This window comes from Niveibacterium sp. 24ML (assembly GCF_026586805.1).
Lineage (GTDB): Bacteria > Pseudomonadota > Gammaproteobacteria > Burkholderiales > Rhodocyclaceae > Niveibacterium.
This window is the reverse complement of the sequence record NZ_JAPFHA010000008.1, coordinates 64775-90245: the sequence shown is the minus strand read 5'-3', so window position 1 is coordinate 90245 and position 25471 is coordinate 64775. Positions and strand designations below refer to the sequence as shown.

Sequence of the window (25471 nt, the reverse complement as noted above, 5' to 3'; positions counted from 1 at the left end):
TCCCGCGCCGCCGCGTGCTAACGCGATGGCGCAGACAGAACGATGAGAACGATGATGCAAGCCGACCGTACAGAAGAACTCCGCGACCTGCTCGAAACCCGCATCCTGCTGCTCGATGGCGCAATGGGCACGATGGTGCAGCGTCACAAGCTGCAGGAAGCCGACTACCGCGGCACGCGCTTTGCCAACTGGGCGAGCGACGTGAAGGGCAACAACGACCTGCTGCTGCTCAGCAAGCCAGAGATCATCCGCGGCATCCACGCGGCGTATCTGGACGCCGGTGCCGACATCATCGAGACCAACACCTTCAACGCCACCCGTGTGTCGCAGGGCGAGTACGGCATGCAGGATCTGGCCTATAAACTCAACGTCGAAGGCGCGCGGCTGGCACGCGGCGTATGCGACGAGTTCGCGGCGAAGACCGGCCGCCCGCGCTTCGTCGCCGGCGTGCTGGGGCCCACCTCGCGCACCGCGTCGCTGTCGCCGGACGTGAACGACCCGGGTTTTCGCAACATCACCTTCGACGCGCTGGTCGCCGACTATGTCGAGTCGGCCAAGGGTCTGGTCGAAGGCGGTGCCGACATCCTGATGGTCGAGACCATCTTCGACACGCTCAACGCCAAGGCGGCACTGTTCGCGATCGAGCGCCTGTTCGAGCAGGCCGGCCGCCGCTGGCCGGTGATGATTTCCGGCACCATCACCGATGCCTCGGGCCGCACCCTTTCGGGCCAGACCACCGAGGCCTTCTGGGATTCGCTCGCGCACACCAACCCGCTCACCATCGGCCTGAACTGCGCGCTGGGCGCGAAGGAATTGCGCGAGTACGTCGAGGAAATGGCGCGGGTGTCCGAGACCTGGCGCTCGGCCCACCCCAACGCCGGCCTGCCCAACGCATTCGGCGAATACGACGACACGCCGGAGAACATGGCGCGCCAGGTCGGCGAATGGGCGCAGAGCGGCTTCGTGAACATCGTCGGCGGTTGCTGCGGCACGACGCCGGAGCACATCAAGGCAATCGGCGAAGCGGTGTCGACGGTGAAACCCGCCTACCGCCCGAAGAAGTCACATGTGATGCACCTCTCGGGGCTGGAGCCGCTTGCAATTTCCAGCGATTCGCTGTTCGTGAACGTCGGCGAGCGTACCAACGTGACTGGCTCGCGCGTGTTCGCGAAGATGATCCTCGAAGGCCGCTTCGACGACGCACTGGCGGTGGCCCGCCAGCAGGTCGAGAACGGCGCGCAGGTCATCGACATCAACATGGACGAGGCGATGCTCGACTCGCAGGCGGCGATGGAACGCTTCCTGAAGCTGATCGCCTCGGAGCCTGACATCGCCCGCGTGCCGGTGATGATCGACTCCTCGAAGTGGGAGGTGATCGAGACGGGGCTCAAGTGCCTGCAGGGCAAGGGCATCGTCAACTCGATCTCGATGAAGGAAGGCGAAGCCAAGTTCCTCGAACAGGCGCGGCTGGTGATGCGCTACGGCGCCGCGGCGGTGGTGATGGCCTTCGACGAGAAGGGCCAGGCTGACACCTACCAGCGCAAGATCGAGATCTGCGAGCGCGCCTACAAGCTACTCACCGGCATCGGCTTCCCGCCCGAAGACATCATCTTCGACCCGAACGTGTTCGCTATCGCCACCGGCATCGCGGAGCACGACAACTACGGCGTTGACTTCATCGAGGCGGTGCGCTGGATCCACCAGAACCTGCCGCACGCCAAGACCTCGGGCGGCATCTCGAACGTGTCCTTCTCGTTCCGTGGCAACGACCATGTGCGCGAGGCGATCCACACCGTGTTCCTGTTCCACGCGATCAAGGCGGGGCTCACGATGGGCATCGTCAACGCCGGCCAGCTCGGCGTGTACGACGAGCTCGAACCGAAGCTGCGCGAACTGGTCGAGGATGTGGTGCTCAACCGCCACCCCGGTGCGGGCGAAGCCCTGGTCGACTATGCCCAGCAGGTGAAAGGCTCCGCGAAAGAGCGCGTGGAAGATCTCGCATGGCGCGAGCAATCGGTCGGCGAACGCTTGAAGCACGCGCTGGTGCGCGGCATCACCGACTACGTGGTCGCCGACACCGAGGAAGCACGCGCCGCGCTGGAGGCCGCGGGCAAGCCGCCGCTGTCGGTGATCGAAGGCCCGCTGATGGACGGCATGAACGTCGTCGGCGACCTCTTCGGCGCCGGCAAGATGTTCCTGCCGCAGGTGGTGAAATCCGCCCGCGTGATGAAGCAGGCCGTCGCCCACCTGATTCCCTACATCGAGGCCGAGAAGCTGCGCACCGGTGCCGCCGCCAAGGGCAAGATCGTCATCGCCACCGTGAAGGGCGACGTGCACGACATCGGCAAGAACATCGTCGGCGTGGTGCTGGGCTGCAATGGCTACGACATCGTCGATCTCGGCGTGATGGTTTCGGCCGAGAAGATCCTCAATGCCGCACGCGAACATGGCGCACAGGCGATCGGCCTCTCCGGCCTGATCACGCCTTCGCTTGAAGAAATGAGCCACATCGCGGCCGAGATGCAACGCCAGGGCTTTGACGTGCCGCTGCTGATCGGCGGCGCCACCACCAGCCGCGCGCACACCGCGATCAAGATCGCGCCGAACTACGAAGGCCCGGTGGTCTACGTGCCGGACGCCTCGCGTGCCGTCGGCGTGGTCACCAAGCTGCTCTCGATCGACCATCGCAACACCTTCGTCGCCGAAGTCGCCGAGGACTACGAGAAGGTGCGCGAGCAGCACGCCAAGAAACGCGGCGTGCAACTGGTGCCCTACGCCGCGGCTGCGGCCAACCATGCCAAGCTGGATTTCGACGCCTACACGCCGCCGAAGCCCGACGTCACCGGCCTGCGCGCGCTGCGCAACATGGATCTGGCCAAGCTCGCCGAGTACATCGACTGGGGCCCCTTTTTCCAGACCTGGGACCTCGCCGGCCCCTTCCCTGCAATCCTCGACGACGAAGTGGTCGGGGCGACGGCACGGCAGGTGTATGCCGATGCGCAGGCAATGATGAAGAGGATCATCGACGGCCGCTGGCTCACCGCGCATGGCGTGTTCGGCATCTGGCCCGCTGCGCGCCGGGGTGACGATATCGTGGTCTATACCGACGAGTCACGCAGCGCGGTACGTCAGGTACTACCGCAGCTGCGCCAGCAGCACGAGCGCCCGGACGGCAAGCCGCACTGGGGCCTTGCCGACTTCCTCGCGCCCGAAGGCGGCAAGCCCGACTGGCTGGGCGGCTTCGCGGTCACCGCCGGTGTCGGCATCGAGAAGAAGCTCGAAGAGTTCGCCGCCGCGCACGACGACTACAGCGGCATCATGCTCAAGGCCCTCGCCGACCGCCTAGCCGAAGCCTTCGCCGAGTACCTGCACGAAAAGGTGCGCAAGTCCGACTGGGGTTACGCCGCCGACGAGTCGCTCGACACCGCCGGCCTCGTTGCCGAGCAGTACAAGGGCATACGCCCGGCGCCGGGCTACCCCGCCTGCCCGGACCATACGCAGAAGGGCCCGCTTTTCGAGCTGCTCGAAGCGCCCCGCGCCACCGGCCTGCACCTGACCGAATCCTTCGCGATGACGCCCGCCGCCGCAGTGTCCGGCTTCTACCTCAGCCACCCGGAGTCGCACTACTTCGCCGTGCAGAAGATCGGCCGCGACCAGCTCGAAGACTGGGCCAGGCGCAAACACATGAGCGTGGAGGAAGCGGCACGCTGGCTGGCGCCTATCCTCTGAGAGATGCAGCTGAGGGGTTGGGCGTCTCGTTTTCCGGCGAACCCACAAGTCGATCTTGATGGAGCAGGGATGAAACGCTGGAAGGAACGCGCGTCCGCCTTCATGTTTGCTCTGACGGTGGGCACAGCAGCAATGGCGGAAACCATCGCGCCGGGTGACTACATCCGCCCCGGCGACACCGGCTCTTTGAAGATCGAACGACGCAGTGGTCAGTCCTGGTTCAGTCTCACGACAAGTGGTACGAATGGACACGGCTGCGATGTGTCGGGGCGAATGGTCGGAGACATCGCTGAGTATGTGGGCGAGCTTTCCAACGAGCAGGAGCATCCCTGCCGCTTGCGCCTGACGCCCTCGGGAGATGGAACGCAAATTGACGTCCAGACAGTAACCGAAGACGCCTGCCGCACCTTCTGTGGCGCGCGTGCAGGTTTGGACGGTGACTTCCGGAGACCTCCGAAGACCTGTACGCGGCTTGCTCAGCGTGAAACGCGGAACCGTTTCAGCGCTCTTTACCGTTCCAAGCATTACCGCGAGGCAAGCGCCGAACTGGCGACGATGCTGGAGGTGTGTGGGGAGTACATCGACTGGGTCGAAACCGATCGTGTCCGCAATGATCTCGCCTTGGCTTATCTGCACGGAGGAAGTCCCGAACATTGCCTGAGAACACTCGCGAAGACGGCTGCCGCATCGGATGAGAGTGAGGCAGCCTTGCAGGAACGGCTTCCTCCATATGATTATGAAACCTACCTTCCTGTTGCACGGGCGACTTGGTACAACTTACGCCTGTGCGAACGCCAGCCAGGGAGACGGTGACGCTGACAAAGTAACCGGAGACGCCTGACGACTCCGCACAGTCTCTGCAAGCGAGGCGGTCGGTGTAAGCTCGCTCAAGATACCTTCAACTGGTTCAGGGGATGTCCGTTATGCCGCGCTCGCTTCGCCGTTCTTCCATCAGAGTCTTGTCGATTGCGCTGTTGGCCAGTGCATCGCTGTCGGCACCGCTCGCCGCAGAGCTCGACCTCGGCTCCTTGCAAGCGCTGGTGCCGGACACCGAGACCTCCCCGGTACCGCGAGGCCTTGTGCTCGGCGGCGTATTCATTGGGGCGAACGCGCGTTACATCGGGCAGGACGACACCGCGCTGCCGATTCCGGGCGCGGTGTATTTTGGTGAGCACTTCATGTACCTGGGCGACCGGGCGCGCTACTACGTCTACAACAGCAGTCCGGTATCCGTGTTCGGATATGGCCGCGTCCGCTTCGGCAACCTTGACCCCGAAGACACGGCCGAACTGGCGGGCATGCACAGACGAGAAGGTCAGTTCGAGCTGGGCATCGGCGCAAACGTGGTGACACCGTATGCGCTGCTGACTCTCCGCGCCGCCGCCGACGTGACCGGCACGAGCGAGGGGGGTGAGGCGCTGATGTGGGCGGACTTCCCTGTTGTGCGCGATCGCTGGCTGATCATGCCGGGCTTCGGACTGCTGTGGCGCTCGAGCAAGCTGGCGAACTACTACTTCGGCGGGGTGGCGGCCGATGAAGCCCGGGCGGGCCGCCCGCAACACGATACCGGCTCTACCTGGTCGCCGATGGCATCGCTCATTACAACCTACCGCTTCGACAAGCACTGGCTCGGCACCGTGTCGGCGGCGATCGAGCACTTCGACAGCGGTACCGCCGAGAGCCCGATCGTCGATCATGAAAATGAGCTCACTCTGATCACTGGCGTCGGCTATATCTGGTAGGCGCAGGCCCGCAGAGCGGGCTGATCACGGCAGCGGCCACACAAGCAGCCGCGCTTGCGGGGCGGAGTAACCCCGCTGGGATGCGACGGGCGCCATCAATGGCGGCACCGCTACAATTGCGCCTCCGCACCCCGCCTGGATACCTGATGTCCCGCTCGCCACTTCCCGCGTCTTTCTTCGGCATGGTGCTCGGGCTCGCCGGGCTGGGGCAGGCGTGGCGCCTTGCGCACAGACTTTGGGTTGCTCCGGCCCTCATCGGCGAAGCGCTGCTGCTGCTCGCGGGCACCGTCTGGCTCTGCCTGCTGCTTGCCTATCTGCTGCAGGCATGGCGCAAGCCCGGCGTCGTGGCGGCGGAGTTTCGCCACCCGGTGCAAGGCAGCACGCCGGCGCTGCTCGCGGTGTCCACCCTGCTGATGGTGATGGCGGTGCAACCCTACTCACACACATTGGCTTGGGGCCTGGCGCTGGCAGGCATCGGCTGGCACTTGTTGTTTTCGCTGTGGCACACCGGCAGCTTGTGGCAGGGCGGCCGCGAAGCGAGCAGCACCCTGCCGGCGATCTACCTGCCCACGGTGGCGGGCAATTTCACCAGCGCGGCGGCGCTCGGCGCGCTGGGGCACGCGGATTGGGGCTGGCTGTTTCTCGGTGCCGGCATGTTCTCGTGGTTTGCGCTTGAATCGCTGATCTTCCTGCGCCTGTGGCAAGCGCCGCCCGTGCCCGCGCCGCAGCGCCCGCTGATCGGCATCCAGTTCGCACCCCCGGTGGTTTGCGCGATGGCGTGGCTGATGATCGAACCCACCGGCCACGATCATTGGTTGTTAATGCTGTGGGGCTATGGTTTGTTCCAGTTGCTGCTCGGCGTGCGGCTCTGGCGCTGGCTCGGCGAGCAGCCCTTCGCGCCGAGCTACTGGGCCTACACCTTCGGTATCGCCTCGGCGACGGTGGTGGGGCTCAAGCTTGCGCTGGCGGGCATTGCTGCCGCGACGATACTCGCCTTGCCGGTGTTCATTGGCGCCAACCTGTTCATTGGCTACCTGACGCTGCGCACCGGCGCGCTCTTACTCAGCGGCCGTCTGCTGCCACGCATGCCGGGCTGAGCGGCACCGCGGGCCCCCAAGGTCAAAACGCTTTACACGCTGACATCCCAATAGCTCGGTGGCCCCAAAGGGCTACCGTGCCATGCGCATCGTCGCGCAGCTGCGCGAGCACTGGATCCGGGCGCACAAGCGACAGCAGAGGCCAGCGAAATGCGAATCGAACATGTATTCGGCTGGCTCAGGGCGGCGAACGGCACGAGAAAGACGCGTTTCATCGGTCGAGCCCGGGCCCAAGCGCGTTCGCGCTGAACCCAGATCGCTTTCCGGCGCCGATCGCCTCCGGCGCCGGGAAGATGTTGATCTGTGGGCGGCGCAGCGCTCGGTGGTGGCCGTGCGTGATTGCGCGCGACATCGCTTCGTGAACCTGCGGGTCGCGCCGGCTCAGTTCCGTGAAAGGGTGGCAAGCCCGAGGCCGCCGTCGGCCGCTTGTCCGCTGACATGCCAGCGCAAGGGCGGCCGCAGGGTGCTGGCCTGGCCGCCGCGGGTATCGCGTGCGATCAGGTGCAGCGTGTAGCTGCCAGCCGCAAGCGCGGGAAGTTGCCATTCGCCCGCAAAGGTCTGCGCTGAGCCGCCGCCCGCTGAATCGCCCAGCTTGCCGGCAAAGACACCGGACCACAGGCGCTGACCGCCACCGTCGGTGAGTTCCACGCCCACCGCCCAGGGTTCATAGCTCGGCGCATTGCCATCGTTGTTGATGAGGGTGGAAACCTTCAGAACACCGGCGGTGCTGAGCGTCACCGTGCTCGTCACCGGCCGGTAGCGGTAGCCGGCTTCGCGGCCGATCTGCTGGAGGATCTGTTGGTCGGCGCTGGTGAAGTCCGCCCAGGGATTGAGGTTGCCGTTGCCGACGGTGCTGATGTGGAAGTCGCGCAGCTGTTGCAAGGCGGCGCTGGCGTTGTTGGCGGCATCGCCTGATCCGAAGGTACAGAATTCCGCGACGAAGGGCGCCCGCTGCCACTGGTTCTGCAACACCGACCACTCGGCCGGATGGTTGGTCCACTGATCCATGAAGTTGGCACGCCCAAGGCAGTCGATCCGCAGACCGACCGGCTTTGATGTGAGGGTCTGTTCCTGCGTGGCGTAGCGGATTGCATCGAAGCTGCGATACACCGCGAACATCACGAGTTGCCGCGCCGGGAAGGCGTCGAGGTGCATGCGGACGAACTCGCGCTTGCTCGCATCGCTCGGCGCAACGATACCGGCCGGCGCCTTGGTGTAGTCGATGGCCGACGAGAGCGCCCACTCGCCGTACTGGCCGTAGACGCCGATGTCGATCCACGCGATGTCCTCGTCGCTGCCGATGGCCTGGGCCAGCGCCTGCAGCAGCAAGCGGGCGCGTTGTTGCAGGTAGGGGTCGTTCCAGTCGGGGATGAAGCTGAGCCCCGGTGTGCTCGCGCTGTAGTCGGCCCACCAGCCGCAAGCGGCAACGCAGGCGCTGTTGCCCACCAGATAGTCGGGCAGGTAGCGGGTGTCATTGTCGTAACCGAGCATCGCCTGTACGCGAAACGCGAACTTGCGCCCTTGGCCCTTTGCGGTTTGCAGGTCACTCAGGACCTTGCTGAAATCGTAGATACCCGGGCCGGTTTCCAGCGCCCGCCAGGTGTAGCGGTTGTAGGCGTCGAGCGCCGGCGCAGCCTGCGGCACCTGTTCCTGGTTGCGCCAGCGGTAGTAGCCGCGAAGCGGGTTCACCGTGGTGTCACTTGCCGGATCAAGCGCCGTGAAGGTCTTGCTTACACTCGCGGCCTGCCAGCCGGGCGCTGCCGGCGGCGCGGGATCGCTGCCGCCACCCCCGCCGCCGCAGGCTTGCAGCGTGATCGCGGTAGCCGCCACCAGCAGATAGCGGATCGTATTCAGAGCGGAGCGGGCAGGCATAGGGCACTCGCGGAACGAAGCATCAGTGCGTGAATGTAGTCGTTCTGAATGCCTTGCACACCTGCCAAATGCTGGGCGATGACGCGCACCTCAAGCTGGCGCAGTGCAGATCCAGCCTACGCGCGCGTGAGGCTCACCCGCACCACTGCCCCCTGCTGTGCCACCTCGATTTCCACCGGCAGGAATTTCTCGATCACCGCGGTGTTGGTGTGCAGGTGTGACGAGGCGGTGGTGCAGGTGAAGGCACCGCCACCGGCCAGTGCGAGCGGCAGCAACAACTGGTCGGCCAGATGTTCGCCCACTGCGGCGTCGCTCTGCAGATATTGGCGTGCTTCGGTAGCAACCTGATCGGCCACCCGCTCGGCCGGCAAACCGCGTTCGCCGAAGGCGGTGAACACTTCGGTCACGCCGGCGTGGGCGACTTCGATCAACACGGCGTTGCCCGGCCCTTCGCGGCTTGGCAGTTCGCGGATCTGGCCGTCGACCTCGGCGATCTGTGCGCGCACGCGTTCCAGCTCACGGCGTGCCACGCTGCCGGGTACACCGGCCACCAGTGCCTCGGCCCGGATGCCGCCCAGCGCGCCGCGCGACAGCAGCTCGATCGGCTGCAGCGATGCGCAAGGCGCCACGCTGGCCGACACTTCGCCCCCGCCCGCCGGGTAGAAGCCGTGGCGTTGCAGTTGCAGCGTCTGCTCAACCCCCATCCGCGCCAGCAGTGGCTGCCACGCGCGGATCAGGAAGTCCGCCGGCGGCGCCGCGCGGTTGTGGGTGCCGCCGCTGACGCTGAGCGTGCTCGGCACATCGGCGAACCACAGCGCGGGCAGCACGGTCTGCAGTACCAGCGTGCAACTGCCTGCGGTGCCGATCGCAAAACGGTAATTGCCACCGCGAATCGGGCCGGGCGCAAAGCTCAGGCGCTGCGATCCGGCTTCGGCACCACTGACCTGGGCGCCGCAAATGGCCGCCGCCGCCTGCACCGCGGTGAGGTGCTGCCGCAGCAGGCCCGGCTTGCTGCGCTTGGCGCGGATGTGCTCGATGCGGAAGGGCGTGCCGGTGATCATCGACAGCGTCAGGGCGCTGCGCAGCACCTGTCCGCCGCCTTCGCCCTGGGCGCCGTCCAGCTCAAGCCAGGGCGCGGCGTTTTGTTTTGATTGCATGATTTTCTTGTTATTCAGTTGGCACCACCGCGTGGGCGGATCGTGTTGTCGATCGGAGCCTCATTCAGGAAGGCAAGTGGGCGATTGAATCCGCAGTTCAAGAATTGCAAAGCGCTGGAGGTGACACAGAACGCTCGGATTCAAACAGGGACCCTCCGTCAAACATCGCTACCGTTCAAAGCTCTGGATCCTCCTGCGCGGGGTTGCGTGATCGAACATGTGTTTCCTGGCGTGATGTCGTGTCAGGCTCCGCCAAGTCGGGTGCATCCGTGACGACTGGCAATGCAAGTTCGCTCCGGTCCCAAAGCGCTGAAATGGAACCAATCAACACCGTGTCGATTGATCCAACAACATCTCTCAAATGACGCAGGTTGATGTGTTTTGCCTGCGGGAGCGTCACGCGCGAGGCAGCGCCTTTTCGGTCTAGCGTCCTTGGATATCGGAATTCGTCGCCACTCTTGTCAACAGAATGGAGCTCAGAGACTTGCGCTTCTATGGTGTCAAGCAAATCGTTGGTAATGCCGCCAACGTAGTTGGTAAGAATCGGCCGTGCGAGTCTCCACAGGGCGAGCAGGTCATGCCCCGACTCCGTCTTCGGGGTCTTCGATTTGACGTGATTTCCAAGAAGAATGATCTCTTTGAATCGAAGTTCAAGCCCGTGTCGATACGCAAAACAAACCGGATACAGCATTTCATTTGGGTCCTCATCACCTGTCATCACCGCAGCAACAAGGATGTTCCCTGAACGCAGATACCCGTCTGCAATGAGGCTCCATGCAAGACCATCATTGAACCAATGCGGGCAAGCGTTGTTCTTACAGTCGGGTAGATCGCCGCGAAACAACCGTTCGCCTGGGACCGACGTGTTGGGGACATTCAATCCCAGAATTTCTTGCAAGGTTTGGTTATCAACCATTCTTCTACCCCTTTACACAAACAACCTGCCGCAAGGTATGCACAACCTCCACCAGCGAGGACTGCGCCTCCATCACTGCGTCGATGTCCTTGTAGGCCATCGGGATCTCGTCGATCACCTCGGCGTCTTTTCGGCATTCGACATGCGCGGTGGCGCGGATCTGGTCGGCGACGGTGAAGCGCTTCTTCGCCTGGGTTCGGCTCATGGTTCGGCCGGCACCGTGGCTGCACGAGCAGAAGGCTTCTTCGTTACCCAGCCCGCGCACGATGAAACTCTTCGCGCCCATCGATCCGGGGATGATGCCGAGTTGGCCCTTCTGCGCCGACACGGCGCCCTTGCGGGTCACCAGAACCTCCTGGCCGAAGTGCGTTTCCTTCTGCACGTAGTTGTGGTGGCAATTCACCGCTTCCACATCGGCGGCAAAGGGCACGCTGATTACCCTTCGCGCCGCGGCGACCACGTTCTGCATCATCACCAGCCGGTTGCGTCGCGCGAAATCCTGCGCCCAACCCACGGCTTCGACATAGTCGTCGAAGTGCGCGCTGCCTTCCTCGAAGTAGGCCAGATCGCGGTGCGGCAGGTTGGCGATGTGCTGACGCATATCCGCCTGCGCAAGCTCGATGAACAGGTTGCCGATGGCGTTACCGACACCGCGCGAGCCGGAGTGCAGCATGAACCAGACGCGGTCTTCCTCGTCGAGGCAGACCTCGATGAAGTGGTTACCGGTTCCCAGCGTTCCGAGATGCTTGTGGTTGTTGGTGCGCTCAAGCTTGGGGTGCTTCTCGGTGATGCGTTTGAAACCGAGGTGCAACTCACCCCACATCGCATCCACCGAATCCGGCGGCGTATCCCAGGCCCCCTTGTCGCGCTTGCCCATCGTCTTGCCGTGCGGCACTGCCGCTTCGATCGCGGAGCGCAGGCCAGCGAGGTTATCGGGCAGGTCGGCGGCGGTGAGCGTGGTACGCGCGGCCATCATGCCGCAACCGATATCCACCCCCACTGCGGCCGGGATGATGGCGCCGCGGGTGGGAATCACGCTGCCGATGGTCGAACCCTTACCGAGGTGCACATCCGGCATCACGGCAAGGTGCTTGAAGATGAAGGGCATCTTCGCGGTAGCCATCAGCTGCGCGCGGGCTTCGTCTTCCACCGGCACGCCCTGGGTCCACATCTTGATCGGTGCGCCGTGTTCAGTTTGTAGCGTCTGGTAGTGCATTCGAATTTCCTCTGTTCTTGTTTTCTGCGGGACGTATTGCCCGTGCCCGCGACCCTTCCTGTTGCACGCGCCTCGCCTGCGCCTTGCGGGCGCGTTCGCGGGCGCGACAGGCGGTGCAGCGCACCGCGCGTGTTTCGATACCGCCTTGCATGACTTCGTACCACCATTTCTGGCTGGCAGCGGTCCATACGCACGCCGCCCCGCAGTCCTTGCAGCGGAAAGGCTGGTCTTCGTAGTAGCCGCGCCGCACGAATTCGGGCAGCCCGCAGCTGTTGGCGGGCGCCAGTCTGGCTGCGTCGCAGCGGGCGGCGCCATGACCTGGCCGGGCAGTCCGCGCCAGAACACGCGCGAGCGCCTGTTCTCGCCGGCTTCGGCGCTGCAGCCGGGCGTGTTTGATCTCGGCCCTTCGTTGTTTGCCACTTTTCATGTTGTCACTCCAGAACCCTGGTGGGCGCGACGGGACTCGAACCCGGCAAGCGCCCGATTGCGGCCATCCATCCTTCGCACGCCTTCGCGGTGGCATGCCACGAAACGACGGTGGATAAACCACTGGCTTCGTGGCACCAGCGGGCTTGGACACCCAGCTCGTGGACCATTGCTTCAGGCTTTGCGATGCCATCCCTATTGCGAATAGCGTGCCAATGCCCGGTGTTTCCGGCACTTCCCCCACAACCGACTGTTTTGAAAGGATTTTGATCGAGATCGTCGCGACGGCACCCTGCGTGGTACTCATGAATTGTTAGACTGTGAGCTAGGACCTTATCCCGGATGCTCGTATGAGAAGGACTGTTGCGATCGGCTTTGTCGGAACCGTGCTCGACTACGTCGGCAAGGGCAGCCAGCGCTGGGAGAAATGGCGGCCGACGGTGAGCCTGTGCCAGCAGGACGATCTCATCGTGCACCGCGTCGAGCTGCTGCATGACCCGCGCAGCCGTGGCTTGTTCGAGCGTTTGAAGCTGGACATCGCGGCCATCTCGCCGGAAACCGAGGTGCGCGGCGTCGAGATCAACCTGCGCGATCCGTGGGATTTCGAGGAGGTCTACGCCGCGCTGCACGACTTTGCGCACGGCTACCGCTTCGACACCGAAGCCGAGGACTACCTGATCCACATCACCACCGGCACGCACGTGGCGCAGATCTGCTGGTTCCTGCTCGCCGAGGCGCGCTACCTGCCGGCCAAGCTGGTGCAGACCTCGCCGCCGCGCAAGAAAGAGGCGGGCGAAGTGGTGGGCAGCTACGCGGTGATCGACCTCGATCTCTCGCGCTACGACCACATCGCCACCCGCTTTGCGCGCGAGCGCGATGCCACGGTGTCTTTCCTGAAATCGGGCATCGCCACGCGCAACGCGAGCTTCAATCGGATGATCGAGCAGATCGAACGGGTCGCGGTGCGCTCGAAGGCGCCGATGCTGCTCTGCGGGCCGACCGGTGCGGGCAAGTCGCTGCTGGCGCGGCGGGTGTATGAGATGAAGAAGACGCGCCACCAGCTGGCGGGGCGTTTTGTCGAAGTGAACTGCGCCACGCTGCGGGGTGACAGCGCGATGTCAGCACTGTTCGGTCATGTGAAGGGCGCCTTCACCGGCGCACAGAGCGAACGCGCTGGCCTGCTGCGCAGCGCCGATGGCGGGCTGCTGTTCCTCGACGAAATCGGTGAGTTGGGGCTCGACGAACAGGCCATGCTGCTCAAGGCAATCGAAGAAAAGCGCTTCTTCCCCTTCGGCGGCGACCGCGAAGTGGAGAGCGACTTCCAGCTGATTGCCGGCACGGTACGCGACCTCAGACAGTGGGTGGCGGAAGGCCGCTTCCGCGAAGACTTGTACGCGCGGATCAACCTGTGGACCTACACCCTGCCCGGCCTTGCAGAGCGGGCGGAGGACATCGAACCGAACCTGGATTTTGAACTCGATCGATACGCCCGCGAGCACGGCGAGCAGGTGCGCTTCAATGCCGAGGCCAAGCGTGCCTACCTGAAGTTTGCCACCGGGCCGGATGCACGCTGGTCGGGCAACTTCCGCGAGTTGTCGGCGTCGGTGACGCGGATGGCCACCTTGTCCGATACCGGCAGAATCACCGAAGCGGTGGTGGTGGAGGAACTGGCTCGGCTGCGCGGCGCCTGGGGCGGCCCAAGTGCGAATCCGCTCGCCGACCTGCTGGGCGAGCGCTTGGCAACGCTGGATCTATTCGATCGTTTGCAGCTTGAGAGCGTGGCGGAAGTCTGCCGCCGATCGGCGTCACTTTCAGACGCCGGCCGGCGCTTGTTTGGCGCATCGCGCCTGCAAAAGGCCAAGATCAACGATGCCGACCGCTTGCGGAAATACCTTGCGCGATTCGATCTGGAATGGCAGCAGCTATCGGCGAAGTAGCCGCCCGATCAGGCTTGCGCGCCGGCGTCCCGCGCGGCTTCCGCGGCACCTGTGCTGACGCGGCGAGGCACCATGTCGGCATCGAGCAGGCGTTCGATCCGGGCAAAGACTTCCAGCCTTGAGAAAGGCTTCTTCATGAAATCGTCGGCCCCGATACGGGTGCCGAAGAACTGCTCGGTTGCCTGTTCGTTGCCGCTGATCATGATTACCGGAATATCGCGCGTCAGCGGGTCGCGGCGCAGCGTGCGAAGTGCGGCAAAGCCGTTCATGCCCGGCAGCACGATGTCGAGGAAGATGATGTCCGGCGTGAGGTCGCGCGCGATCTCGATGCCATCTTCAGCGGTCAACGCCTCAAGCGTGACATAGCCGGCCGAGTTGAGCATCTTGCGCAGCGCCGCAACGATGGTGGGTGAGTCGTCAACGATCAGGGCGCTGGTCCCGGGGCGTGCATCATGCCTTTCACGCACCCGGCGATCCACATGCTGCTCGCCGGTACTCAGGCCGGGCTGCGGCAGCGGCGTCTGGCTGGAAGGAGCGGGGGCCTTGGCGAGGATGGATTTGAGTTGATCGAAGAGTCCCACAATGACCTCGGATGATTGCTCGCTGAGCGTCGGGCGCCAGAATTGTAAATAGTTCGTAGAACGACAAAATCATACCGTCGTCGTTTCCGCGATCGGAAACTGCCTCCGCCCGGATGCGTCGGGCGTCACACTTTGATGAAAACACCTATGCCATACCGATAGCGTGGACGATACCGCTGCGCGCGTGGACGCGGCATCGTCTTGCCGCTAGGCTGGCGGCAGTCAAATGGCACAGGGGTTGATCAATGCGCGTGTTCCTTCGTGTTCTACTCGGATTTGCTGCCTTCTTGCTAAGCCTTTGGGCGCTTGCGGCAATCTGGGTTGATGGCCCCGCTTCACGCGCGCTGGCTGGCTCGCTGTGCGGGGCTTATCTGGCCGGCCTGGCTTTGATCATGTGGAAGATCAAACCGTTCCGGCGCGCGGCGCTGCTTGGCATCGCCGCCTGGGGCCTCGTTGCGATCTGGTGGCTTACGATACCGGCTAGCAACGATCGTGCGTGGCTCACGGACGTCAGCCAGCTGCCCACCGCGACGATTGAAGGCGATACGCTGGTCATCAAGAACCTGCGCAATTTTGAGTATCGCTCCAGCGATGCCGACTTCGTCCCGCACTGGGAAACCCGCCGTTACGACCTGTCGAAACTGGAAGGGCTGGATCTGGCAATCAGCTTCTGGGGGCCAACGCAATATGGGCACACGATCCTGAGCTGGCAGTTCAAGGATCAAGCGCCGCTGGCGATCTCGATTGAAACGCGCAAGGAAAAGGGTGAGGAATACTCCGCCGTCTTGGGCTTCTTCCGCCAGTTCGAGCTTTACTACGTGGTGGCCGACGAGCGCGATGTCCTTGGCGTGCGAACCAATTATCGCAAGGAGCAGATCCGACTATATCGACTGAACACCTCCCCGGAATCTGCCCGCAAGCTGCTTGAAGGTTATGTGGAATCCTTCAATGCCCTGGCGCGAAAGCCCGACTGGTACAACGCCCTGACAACCAACTGCACCACGGCCATCTTCAAGAACGTCAAACATGTGTTCGGCATCAGCCGCCTGTTCGATTGGCGAATCATTGCCAATGGGCATCTTGACGAAATGGCGTATGAGGAACGGGTCGTCAATACAACGATGCCCCTGGCGGAGCTACGTACCCGCAGCGACATCACGCAGCGCGCCAAGCAGGCAGGCAGCGCCGCGGACTTTTCCACGCGTATCCGGGCCGAGCTGCCGCCGCGGCCTGCAGACTGATCAGACAAACACCGTAGTGCGCCCAGCAACGGCGCGATTGTTCAAGGAAAGCAGACATGACTCAGCATGCAAACGCAGCGCCCCGCTATCTCGACGAGCTGATGCCCGGCGAATCGGCGACCCTCAGCAAAGCATTCACCGAGTCGGAGGTACGCGCATTTGCCGAGGTATCCACCGACACCAACCCGGTCCATCTTGATGAAGCCTATGCGGCAAGTACGCAGTTCGGCACCCGGATCGTCCATGGAATGCTCACCGCCAGCCTGTTCTCGGCGCTGCTCGGCAACCAGTTGCCCGGCCCCGGCACGGTATATCTGGGGCAATCCTTGCGATTTCGTCGGCCGGTAAAACTGGGCGATACCGTCGAAGCCACCGTTACCGTCAAATCGGTGGACAAGGAAAAGAACCGGGTTGAACTCGAATGCGTTTGCAGCGTGAGCGGAAAACCCGTCTTGTTGGGCGATGCGACGGTCATGGCACCGATTCGCGCTTGATCGCTCAATTGAGTGTGAATTAAGTCACCACAGCAGGAATTTGCCCGTGCGCTTCTTGCTCCAGTCCGGCAAGTTCGCGCCACGACTTGTCGAAATCGCCACAAAAGCCCGCCCTGTGGTGCGCAATATCCTGAAACGAAACCGTCATGTAATCGAAGCGGGGCGTAGAATGCTGTCGTCCGCCTGTCGGTAGATGAGGTTCTTGGGCCAGGGCGGCGTCAGACAGCGATTACGTTCATCCGAACTCATGAAATGTGCAACACCGCGATTCCTTGTGCCGCCCCTAAGGCCATCGTAATCGGGTGTCGCTGGCTGTTTGAAGAAGCTATAAACAGGGGTGAAACTGGTTTTCACTTTGTAGTACCGCCGGAACTCGTCTCACGTCATCAATAAACATAAATTCAATCGCACTACAGGAGATCGCTATGTCCGTAAAAATGACCCGCATCGCCATCGCAGTCGGGCTGCTTGGCCTGGCCGCCTCGGCAAATGCCCAGATGGCATACAACCCGTCCGCTTACGTCCTGCCGAGCGTTACAACGCTTGATTCGGACAAGGACTGGATGGCTGACGACCTTGATGTCGGCGGTGGCATTTCCTTCGGCAAGCCGGTGTCGCAGTCGTTCGACATTCAGCTCAGCGCATTCGGCAACCGTTCGAATGACCCCTACGCTTATCGTCAGAACCTCTTCGGTGCCGATGCCCTGTGGCTGTTCTCGCGCGGCAAGTTCCGTCCCTTCCTGCTGGCAGGCGGCGGTGTTGAAGCAGACACGGTCAGCTCCAACGGCAACAAGCTGAAAAAGAATGCGGGCTACGTGAACGGCGGTCTGGGTGCCCAGCTCTTCTTCGGTGAGCAATTCTTTACCCAGCTTGATGCCCGTTACGTCTACGGCTTCACCGATGAGAAGTACTGGGGAGAAGATCTGGGTTCGAGCGGCAACATCATGTACCGCATCGGCTTGGGCTGGGTGTTCAGCGTGCCGGCGAAGGCGGCTCCGGTTGCCGCACCGGTAGCTCCGGCAGCCAAGCCTGCCCCAGCGCCTGTAGCAGCGCCGAAGCCTTCCGCACAGAAGGTGACGATGGCGGCTGACGCACTGTTCGACTTCAACAAGGCCGATCTGCGCGACGACGGCAAGGCCAAGCTGACCGAGTTCGCGGCTGAAGCCAAGAAGCTCTCGACCCTTGAAGTGATCACCGCCGTCGGTTACACCGACCGCCTTGGTTCCGACAAGTACAACCAGGCGCTGTCCGAGAAGCGTGCGGCTGCGGTCAAGAACTTCCTGGTCGAGCAGGGTATCGATGCGAACCGCATCGCCACCGAAGGCAAGGGCGAAGCCAACCCGATCGCACCGTGTACCGGCCTTGGCGCTGACAACAACAGCAACAAGCTGTTGATCGCATGTCTGCAAACCAACCGCCGCGTGGAAATCGAAGTCATCGGCACCCGCATGCCGTAATGCTTCGGTAACCCGAGAGCAAAAAGCCCCATCGGAAACGATGGGGCTTTTCTTTTGATGGTCTGGTCGTCGAGCCGTGAACGCGGCGCCAGCTATGCGCCGAAGCTGCGAAGGCCGTTCAGATCCTTGATCACCAGGCCGCCGTATTCCACCTGCAGCAAATCGGCCTGCTCGAGCACCTTGAGCGCCTGGTTCACCCGCTGGCGCGAGACCCCAGCAAGGTAACCGATCTCCTCCTGCGAAATCTGCAACTGCGCGCCGATACCGGGGTAGAGCACCGGGTTGAAGAGCCCTGCGAGGCAGCGGGCGACGCGGCCGTCCGGTTCAAGCAGGCGATCGTATTCGAGCATGCCGATGATCTGGCCGAGCCGCTCGTTGATCTGCGTGAGCAGGAAGCGGTTGAAGGGGATGCTGGTATCGAGCAGGTACATGAAGGTCGCACGCGGCATCAGCGCGACATGCGAATCGCGCAGCGCGATCGCATCGTACTTGCGGATCTCGTTCTTCAGCAGCGAACCCTCGCCGAACCAGCCGCCACGCGGCACGCCGGTGAAGGTCGTCGAGCGCCCATCGGCCGAAAAGGCGTTGATCTTGACCAAGCCGTCGACCACGCCGGTCCAGTGTTCTACTGCATCCCCCTTGCGCACCACCGTGCTGCCGGCCGCGTAGTAGCGCACCTGCACTTCGCGTTCCACGCGCATGCGCTGCGCGTCGGTGAGATCGCCGATCCAGAGGCTGTCGCGCAGCAAGTCTGCAAGCGTGCTCATATTCGATTGTCCGTATGGTGACAGCGCGCCGTAAGCACGCTTGGCTATGGTGAAGACCATTCCGGATTCGACCCCCGTGCGGCACTGCACGATTGAGCCCGAAGCCGGGACCAAGTAAAAAGCGCAAGGTGCAGGGGAACAAGCGTGCTGCGGGGGATTCAGCAGGCTTCGGCGCCAGGCGCTCCGACGTAGCGGCGATGACCGGCTACGCAGACCAACGGGGGAATTCTGGCACAAGTCGCGGGGGCGCGACCGGTGCCCGTGGTGCCACGCGCCATGGCGAATTGAGGAGGGTGGGGATGCCGCATCCCGGTTTGGCGCAGACAAGCTCGCTGGATACCTTCCCGCGGCTGCTGCGGCATCACGCCAGCGTCCGGCCCGCGAAAGCGGCGGTACGCGAGAAGGAATTCGGCATCTGGCAAACCTACTCCTGGGCGGATGCAGCCACGCAGGTGCGGGAAATTGCCTGCGGCCTCGCCGAGCTTGGCTTTCGCCGGGGCGACCGGCTTGCAATCGTGGGCGACAACCGCCCGCGACTCTACTGGGCGATCTGCGCGGCGCAGGCGCTCGGCGGCATCCCGGTGCCGATGTACCAGGACGCCGTGGCGCAAGAGATGGCCTTCGTGATGGACGATGCCGAGATCCGCTTCGCCGTCGCCGAGGATCAGGAACAGGTCGATAAGCTGCTCGAAGTGCAGGCCACCGCGCCGGTGCTCGCCCACATCTTGTACGACGACACGCGTGGCATGCGGCACTACACACAGCGCGGGCTGATGTCGCTCGACGAACTTCAGCGGCATGGCCAGGCACGCCATCAGCGCGAGCCGCAGTTCTACGACCTGGAGGTGGACAAGGGCGCGGCCGGCGACGTGGCGATCATGCTCTACACCTCCGGCACCACCGGCACGCCCAAGGGCGTGATGCTCTCGCACGCGAACCTGTTGCTCACTGCGAAGAACGCTGCCGATTTCGACGGCCTGACCGAGCATGACGAAATCCTCTCCTACCTGCCGATGGCCTGGGTGGGCGACAACATCTTCTCGTGCGCGCAGGCCTACGTCACCGGCTTCTGCATCAACTGCCCGGAATCGGCCGAGACGGTGATGACCGACCTGCGCGAGATCGGCCCCACCTACTACTTCGCGCCGCCGCGGGTGTTCGAGAACCTGCTCACCAGCGTGATGATCCGCATGGAGGATGCCGGCGCGATCAAGCGCTGGCTGTTCCATCACTTCATGGCGGTGGCGAAGCGGGTGGGCCCGCAGATACTGGATGGCAAACAGGTCGGCTTGCTCGACCGCCTGCACTACGGCCTTGGCCAACTGCTGGTGTACGGGCCGCTGCGCAACGTGCTCGGCTTCTCACGAGTGCGGGTGGGCTACACCGCGGGCGAGGCGATCGGGCCGGAGATTTTTAGTTTCTACCGCTCGCTCGGCATCAACCTCAAACAGCTCTACGGCCAAACCGAGGGCTGCGTGTTCATCTGCATGCAGCCGCATAACGAAGTCTTTGCCGACACCGTCGGCCCGCCCGCGCCGGGGGTCGAGATCCGCATTGCCGACAACGGCGAGGTGCTCTACCGCGGCCCCGGCGTGTTCCAGGCCTACTTCAAGAACCCCGAGTCCACCGCCAGCACCAAGACTGCAGACGGTTGGGTCCACACCGGTGATGCGGGCTACTTCGATGCGCGCGGCCACCTCAAGATCATCGACCGGGCGAAGGATGTCGGTCTCCTCACCGACGGCAATCTGTTCGCGCCGAAGTACATCGAGAACAAGCTCAAGTTCTTCCCCAATATCAAGGAGGCGGTGGCCTTCGGCGACGGGCGCGGGCAGGTGTGCGCCTTCATCAACATCGACATCAGCGCGGTCGGTAACTGGGCCGAGCGGCGTAATCTCGCCTACGCCGGCTACACCGATCTCGCCGGCCGGCCCGAGGTGTATGCGCTGATCCGCGATTGCGTCGAACAGGTGAACGCGGATCTGGCTGCCGACGAAAAAATGGCCGCCTGCCAGATTCACCGCTTCCTGATCCTGCACAAGGAGCTCGACGCCGACGACGGTGAACTGACCCGCACGCGCAAGGTGCGGCGCCGCTTCATTGAAGAGAAGTACGGCACGCTGATCGAGGCGCTCTACGATGAAACGAAGGCGACTTGCTACATCGAGACGCAGGTGAAGTACGAGGACGGCCGCAGCGGCATGATCGCGGCCGATCTGAAGATCGAAGCGGCGCAGGTGTTCGCCCTTGGTGGCGCGAAGCGGGCGGCGTGATGCAGATGAACCAAATCGGCAACGCAGCGGTAGAAACGGCGGGTCGCAAGATCGGTGAGGTGATCCTGAGCCTTGAGCACATCTCGCTCGCCTTCGGCGGCGTGAAGGCGCTCACCGATATCAGCTTCGATGTGCGCGAAGGCGAGGTGCGCGCCATCATCGGCCCCAACGGCGCGGGCAAGAGTTCGATGCTCAACGTCATCAACGGTGTCTACCACCCGCAGCAAGGGCGCATCGTCTTTCATGGCAGGGAGCGTCGCGCGATGGAGCCGCACAAAGCCGCGCGCCAGGGCATCGCGCGCACCTTCCAGAACATCGCGCTGTTCAAGGGCATGAGCGTGCTCGACAACCTGATGACTGGCCGCGTGACCAAGATGCACCACGGCCTGTTCGCACACATGCTCGGTTTCGGCCCCGGCCGCCGCGAGGAACTCGCCCACCGGCAGAAGGTGGAGGAGGTGATCGACTTCCTCGAGATCCAGCACATCCGCAAGACGCCCGTCGGCCGACTGCCTTACGGGCTGCAGAAACGCGTGGAGCTGGGCCGCGCGCTCGCCGCCGAGCCAAGCCTGCTGCTGCTCGACGAGCCGATGGCCGGCATGAACGTCGAGGAGAAGGAGGACATGTGCCGCTTCATCCTCGATGTGAACGACCAGATGGGCACGACCATCGTGCTGATCGAGCACGACATGGGCGTGGTGATGGACATCTCGGACCGCGTCGTCGTGCTCGACTACGGCAAGAAGATCGGCGACGGCGTACCGGCCGAAGTCAAAGCGAATCCGCACGTGATCAAGGCCTACCTGGGGGCGGGGCATTGAGCGCCGTCGCACGTTGGGTATTTGTGAAGGCTGTGTTAACCGCAGAGGCGCGGAGACGCAGAGGGCCGCTGAGCAAAGCGACCCTAACCCTCTGCGGCCCTTTGCGTCTCTGCGCCTCTGCGTTGAACCGGTTTTGCGATGGGGGCAGTCATGCAGTTCTTTTTTGAAGCGCTGATCGGTGGCCTGCTCTCGGGCGTGATGTATTCGCTCGTCGCGCTCGGCTTCGTGCTGATCTACAAAGCCTCTGGTGTCTTCAACTTTGCGCAGGGGGCAATGGTCTACTTTGCGGCGCTGACGGTGGTGGGCCTGATGGGGCACGGCATGCCCTTGCCGGTGGCGATCGTGCTGGCATTCGGCGCGATGGTGCTGCTGGGGCTGGCGACCGAACGCTTCGTCTTGCGCAAGCTGGTCGGCCAACCACCGATCTCGCTTTTCATGGCGACGATCGGCCTTGCCTTCTTCATCGAAGGCCTCGCGCCGATGCTATGGGGCGATGCGGTACGGCCGATTGAACTGGGCATTCAGGACGAGCCGATTCCGTGGCTGCTGGAACGCTTCGACATCGTCGTCAGCCGCTTCGATCTGGTGGCCTCCGGCATCGCGGCGGTCCTGGTCGCGGTACTCGCGATCTTCTTCCAGAAAACCCGCATCGGTCGCGCGCTGCGTGCAGTGGCGGACGACCACCAGGCCGCGCTGTCGATTGGCATTCCGCTCGAACGCATCTGGGCAATCGTGTGGGCGGTGGCCGGTTTTGTGGCACTGGTCGCGGGCCTGCTGTGGGGCTCGCGCAACGGCGTGCAGTTCGCGCTCACCTTCACCGCGCTGAAGGCGCTGCCGGTGTTGGTGCTGGGTGGTTTCGACTCGGTTGCCGGCGCGATCGTCGGCGGGCTGATCATCGGCGCATCCGAGAAGCTCGCCGAGATCTATCTGCCACCGCTGATGCAGGCCGGCTTCGGCGGTAACTTCGGTGGCATCGAGGGCTGGTTCCCGTATGTGCTGGCGCTGCTGTTCCTGCTGGTGCGCCCGGAGGGTTTGTTCGGTGAAAAACACATTGACCGGGTTTGAGTCCGCGATGCGTCTGCTATGCCCGCCGATCCCGCGCCTGCGATGCTCACCGTACCGCGTGTACGACTGCGCTTCTCGGCACGGCCTCGGCGCGCTTGCTACTCACGGACTCAAAGGGAGTGACACAGATGCTCTACCGTGAGGCCGGCCAGTTCAAAACCTCGTTCGCCGAGGACATGCAAATCTTCCCGATCCGGCAAGACCGCATCGCGATCGGGCTGCTGCTGGCCTTCGCGTTTCTCGGCGTGCCGTTGTTCGCCAGTGAGTACTGGTTCTCCGCGATCCTGATTCCCTTCCTGATCTTCGCGCTGGCCGCGCTGGGCCTCAACATCCTCACCGGCTATTGCGGCCAGCTTTCGCTCGGCACTGCCGCCTTCATGGCGGTCGGTGCCTACGCGGCCTACAACTTCCAGCTACGCGTGGAAGGCATTCCGATCCTCGTTTCCTTCTTGCTCGCGGGTTTCACCGCGGCTGCGGTGGGCGTGCTGTTCGGCCTGCCGAGCCTGCGCATCAAGGGTTTCTACCTCGCGGTGGCGACACTCGCCGCGCAGTTCTTCATCGTCTGGGTGCTGACGAAGTTCCCGTGGCTGTCGAACAACTCGTCGTCGGGCGTGATCTCGGCGCAGAAGATCCAGATTCTGGGTTTCAGCTTCGACACGCCGGTCTCCAAGTATCTGCTGGTGCTGGGCATCGTCGTCGTGATGGCGCTTGCGGCGAAGAACCTCGCCCGAAGCGGCACAGGGCGCGCATGGATGGCGGTACGCGACATGGACGTAGCCGCGCAGGTCATCGGCATTCCGCTGATGCACACCAAGCTCACGGCCTTCGCGGTCAGTTCCTTCTACTGCGGCGTGGCCGGCGCGCTGTACGCCTTCTGCTACCTCGGCTCGGTGGAGCCGGACGGCTTCAATCTGGATCTTTCGTTCCGTATCCTCTTCATGGTGATCATCGGCGGCGTCGGCAGCGTGCTCGGCTCCTTCCTCGGCGCGGCGTTCATCCTGTTGTTGCCGATCTTCCTCGACAGCACGCTGCAGCCGGCCGCACAGGCGATCGGCCTGCCGTTTTCGAATGCCACCGTGTCGCACATCCAGTTCATGGTGTTCGGTGCGCTGATCATGTTCTTCCTGATCGTCGAGCCGCATGGTCTGACTCGGCTGTGGCAGATCACCAAGGAGAAACTACGGCTTTGGCCATTTCCACATTGATCGGGGGATCAACGCGGCGATGGATAACACAACGAGAAACACCCGGAGGAGACACCGTATGAAACGCATCGCACTCGCCGTCGCGGCCGCCGCGACCATGGCACTGGGCAGCATCGGCACCGCCCATGCGCAGGCCAAGGAGCAGTTCTTCCCGATCCTGTCATACCGCGTCGGGCCTTACGGCGCGAACGGGCAGTCGCTGTTCGGCGGCATGATCGACTACCTTCAGTACGTGAACATGAAGGGCGGTGTGAACGGGGTCATGATGACCTGGGAGGAATGCGAGACCGAGTACAACAACGCCAAGGGCGTCGAGTGCTACGAGCGGCTCAAGGGCAAGGCGGGCGCGAATTCGGCGCCGGTGTTTCCACTCTCCACCGGCATCTCGTATGCGCTGATCGATAAGTCCGCGGCGGACAAGATCCCGCTCGCGATGGTGGGCTACGGCCGTACCGATGCGGTCGATGGTTCGGTCTTCCCCTTCGCCTTCACGATGGTCGGCACCTACCAGATGCAGGCGACCGCGATCGTCAAATACCTGAAGGATCAGAACAAGGGCAGCCTTGCCGGCAAGAAGATCGCCTACATGTATCACGACTCCGCCTACGGCAAGGAGCCGATCGTCGCGCTTGAAGCCGAGGCGCGAGTGAACAAGTTCGAACTGGTGCAGATCCCGGTCGCGCACCCCGGCAACGAGCAGGGCGCGCAGTGGCTGAAGGTGCGGCAGGAGCGGCCGGACTACGTGATCTTCTGGGGCTGGGGCGTGATGAACCAGACCGCCTTGAAGGCGGCGCAGAAGGTCGGCTTCCCGCGCGAGAAGATGATCGGATCGTGGTGGGCCGGGTCGGAAGAAGACACCGTGCCGGCAGGCGAGGCCGCCAAGGGCTACATGAGCGCCACCTGGAACGTCGCTGGCAAGGATGTGCCGCTGGTCGCCGACATCGAGAAGGTGGTGTACGGCGCCGGCAAGGGCAACCTCAGCGACAAGAGCAAGCTCGGTTCGATCCTTTATAACCGCGGCGTTTCGTACGGCATCCTTGCCGTCGAGGCGATCCGCAAGGCGCAGGACAAGTACGGCAAGGGCAAGACCATGACGGGCGAGCAGATCGCCTGGGCGCTGGAAAACCTCGACCTCAACGACGCCAGGCTCAAGGCCCTGGGCGCCACCGGCCTGCTGCCGCCGATCAAGACCTCGTGCGAAGACCACGAAGGTTCCGGCAAGGTGAAGCTGCAACAGTGGGACGGCAGCAAGTGGGTGGTGAAGACCGACTGGATCGACGGCAACCGCCAGCTGGTGCACCCGCTCTTCAAGGCCAGTGCGGCGCAGTTCGCCAAGGACAAGGGCATCACGCCGCGCGACTGCAAGAAGGCGATGTGACGATTGCTTCGATGAGTGGCTTGGGTGCAATGCAATGAAGCCTAACCAGGCCCGCCCAATGCTCCTACCGCAGAGACGCCGAGACGCAGAGGGCCGC

At 63.5% G+C, this 25471-nt stretch carries 20 protein-coding genes; 13 read left to right on the top strand and 7 right to left on the bottom strand.

What is annotated here, in order from left to right:
- Nucleotides 1-54 precede the first annotated feature (54 nt).
- From metH to tehA, 4 genes are all read left to right on the top strand, one after another.
- Nucleotides 55-3729 (top strand): methionine synthase, encoded by a 3675-nt coding sequence (gene metH, locus OPU71_RS09110; protein WP_267727702.1) that lies wholly within the window; start codon nucleotides 55-57, stop codon nucleotides 3727-3729.
- A 69-nt stretch (nucleotides 3730-3798) separates the two neighbouring features.
- Nucleotides 3799-4542: a hypothetical protein gene (locus OPU71_RS09105; RefSeq protein ID WP_267727554.1), complete on the top strand. Its 744-nt coding sequence runs from the start codon at nucleotides 3799-3801 to the stop codon at nucleotides 4540-4542.
- A 110-nt stretch (nucleotides 4543-4652) separates the two neighbouring features.
- On the top strand, nucleotides 4653-5471 hold the full coding sequence (locus OPU71_RS09100) for a MipA/OmpV family protein (protein WP_267727552.1): 819 nt from the start codon (nucleotides 4653-4655) through the stop codon (nucleotides 5469-5471).
- A 146-nt stretch (nucleotides 5472-5617) separates the two neighbouring features.
- The gene (tehA, locus tag OPU71_RS09095) at nucleotides 5618-6568 is read left to right on the top strand and encodes a dicarboxylate transporter/tellurite-resistance protein TehA (RefSeq protein WP_267727550.1); all 951 of its coding nucleotides are present in this window, start codon (nucleotides 5618-5620) and stop codon (nucleotides 6566-6568) included.
- 381 nt (nucleotides 6569-6949) lie between these two features.
- On the opposite strand, the gene OPU71_RS09090 is transcribed toward tehA, so the two are convergent.
- The 5 genes from OPU71_RS09090 to OPU71_RS21340 form a co-directional block, all read right to left on the bottom strand.
- Nucleotides 6950-8440 (bottom strand): DUF4832 domain-containing protein, encoded by a 1491-nt coding sequence (locus tag OPU71_RS09090; RefSeq protein WP_267727548.1) that lies wholly within the window; start codon nucleotides 8438-8440, stop codon nucleotides 6950-6952.
- Nucleotides 8441-8556: 116 nt separating this feature from the next.
- Nucleotides 8557-9597 carry an RNA 3'-terminal phosphate cyclase gene (gene rtcA / locus OPU71_RS09085; RefSeq protein ID WP_267727546.1) on the bottom strand — a complete coding sequence of 347 codons (1041 nt, stop codon included), beginning with the start codon at nucleotides 9595-9597 and terminating at the stop codon, nucleotides 8557-8559.
- A 175-nt stretch (nucleotides 9598-9772) separates the two neighbouring features.
- A complete protein-coding gene (locus OPU71_RS09080; protein ID WP_267727544.1) occupies nucleotides 9773-10513 on the bottom strand; it encodes a hypothetical protein in 741 nt (246 codons plus the stop codon).
- Between the two features lie 4 nt (nucleotides 10514-10517).
- Nucleotides 10518-11729, bottom strand: coding sequence for an RtcB family protein (locus tag OPU71_RS09075; protein ID WP_267727542.1), 1212 nt, complete (start codon nucleotides 11727-11729; stop codon nucleotides 10518-10520).
- On the bottom strand, nucleotides 11704-12156 hold the full coding sequence (locus OPU71_RS21340) for a zinc-ribbon domain containing protein (RefSeq protein ID WP_420712366.1): 453 nt from the start codon (nucleotides 12154-12156) through the stop codon (nucleotides 11704-11706). The genes OPU71_RS09075 and OPU71_RS21340 overlap by 26 nt, the downstream gene beginning before the upstream one ends.
- A 349-nt stretch (nucleotides 12157-12505) precedes the next feature.
- On the opposite strand from OPU71_RS21340, the gene rtcR reads away from it, so the two are divergent.
- Nucleotides 12506-14092: an RNA repair transcriptional activator RtcR gene (rtcR, locus tag OPU71_RS09070; RefSeq protein ID WP_267727540.1), complete on the top strand. Its 1587-nt coding sequence runs from the start codon at nucleotides 12506-12508 to the stop codon at nucleotides 14090-14092.
- 8 nt (nucleotides 14093-14100) lie between these two features.
- Here the strand turns inward: rtcR and OPU71_RS09065 are convergent, their stop codons facing one another.
- Entirely contained in the window at nucleotides 14101-14673 is a 573-nt protein-coding gene (locus tag OPU71_RS09065) for a response regulator (protein ID WP_267727537.1), read from the bottom strand.
- Nucleotides 14674-14918: 245 nt separating this feature from the next.
- Between OPU71_RS09065 and OPU71_RS09060 the strand changes: the two genes are divergently transcribed.
- From OPU71_RS09060 to OPU71_RS21225, 3 genes are all read left to right on the top strand, one after another.
- A complete protein-coding gene (locus OPU71_RS09060; protein ID WP_267727535.1) occupies nucleotides 14919-15914 on the top strand; it encodes a DUF4105 domain-containing protein in 996 nt (331 codons plus the stop codon).
- 56 nt (nucleotides 15915-15970) lie between these two features.
- On the top strand, nucleotides 15971-16408 hold the full coding sequence (locus OPU71_RS09055; RefSeq protein ID WP_267727533.1) for a MaoC family dehydratase: 438 nt from the start codon (nucleotides 15971-15973) through the stop codon (nucleotides 16406-16408).
- A gap of 425 nt (nucleotides 16409-16833) precedes the next feature.
- Complete coding sequence (locus OPU71_RS21225) at nucleotides 16834-17865, top strand: OmpA family protein (protein ID WP_324256049.1); 1032 nt, start codon at nucleotides 16834-16836, stop codon at nucleotides 17863-17865.
- A 92-nt stretch (nucleotides 17866-17957) separates the two neighbouring features.
- Here OPU71_RS21225 and OPU71_RS09040 read toward each other — a convergent pair whose 3' ends face one another.
- Nucleotides 17958-18632: a Crp/Fnr family transcriptional regulator gene (locus OPU71_RS09040; protein ID WP_267727531.1), complete on the bottom strand. Its 675-nt coding sequence runs from the start codon at nucleotides 18630-18632 to the stop codon at nucleotides 17958-17960.
- 299 nt (nucleotides 18633-18931) lie between these two features.
- Between OPU71_RS09040 and OPU71_RS09035 the strand changes: the two genes are divergently transcribed.
- The 5 genes from OPU71_RS09035 to OPU71_RS09015 all read left to right on the top strand — a co-directional run bounded on the left by OPU71_RS09035 (nucleotide 18932) and on the right by OPU71_RS09015 (nucleotide 25374).
- On the top strand, nucleotides 18932-20905 hold the full coding sequence (locus OPU71_RS09035) for an AMP-binding protein (protein ID WP_267727529.1): 1974 nt from the start codon (nucleotides 18932-18934) through the stop codon (nucleotides 20903-20905).
- Nucleotides 20905-21726 (top strand): ABC transporter ATP-binding protein, encoded by an 822-nt coding sequence (locus OPU71_RS09030; protein ID WP_267727527.1) that lies wholly within the window; start codon nucleotides 20905-20907, stop codon nucleotides 21724-21726. The genes OPU71_RS09035 and OPU71_RS09030 overlap by 1 nt, the downstream gene beginning before the upstream one ends.
- Nucleotides 21727-21876: 150 nt before the next feature.
- Entirely contained in the window at nucleotides 21877-22791 is a 915-nt protein-coding gene (locus tag OPU71_RS09025; RefSeq protein ID WP_267727525.1) for a branched-chain amino acid ABC transporter permease, read from the top strand.
- A gap of 128 nt (nucleotides 22792-22919) precedes the next feature.
- The gene (locus OPU71_RS09020; RefSeq protein WP_267727523.1) at nucleotides 22920-23996 is read left to right on the top strand and encodes a branched-chain amino acid ABC transporter permease; all 1077 of its coding nucleotides are present in this window, start codon (nucleotides 22920-22922) and stop codon (nucleotides 23994-23996) included.
- Nucleotides 23997-24054: 58 nt separating this feature from the next.
- Nucleotides 24055-25374: an ABC transporter substrate-binding protein gene (locus OPU71_RS09015; protein WP_267727521.1), complete on the top strand. Its 1320-nt coding sequence runs from the start codon at nucleotides 24055-24057 to the stop codon at nucleotides 25372-25374.
- The last annotated feature ends 97 nt before the right edge of the window (nucleotides 25375-25471 follow it).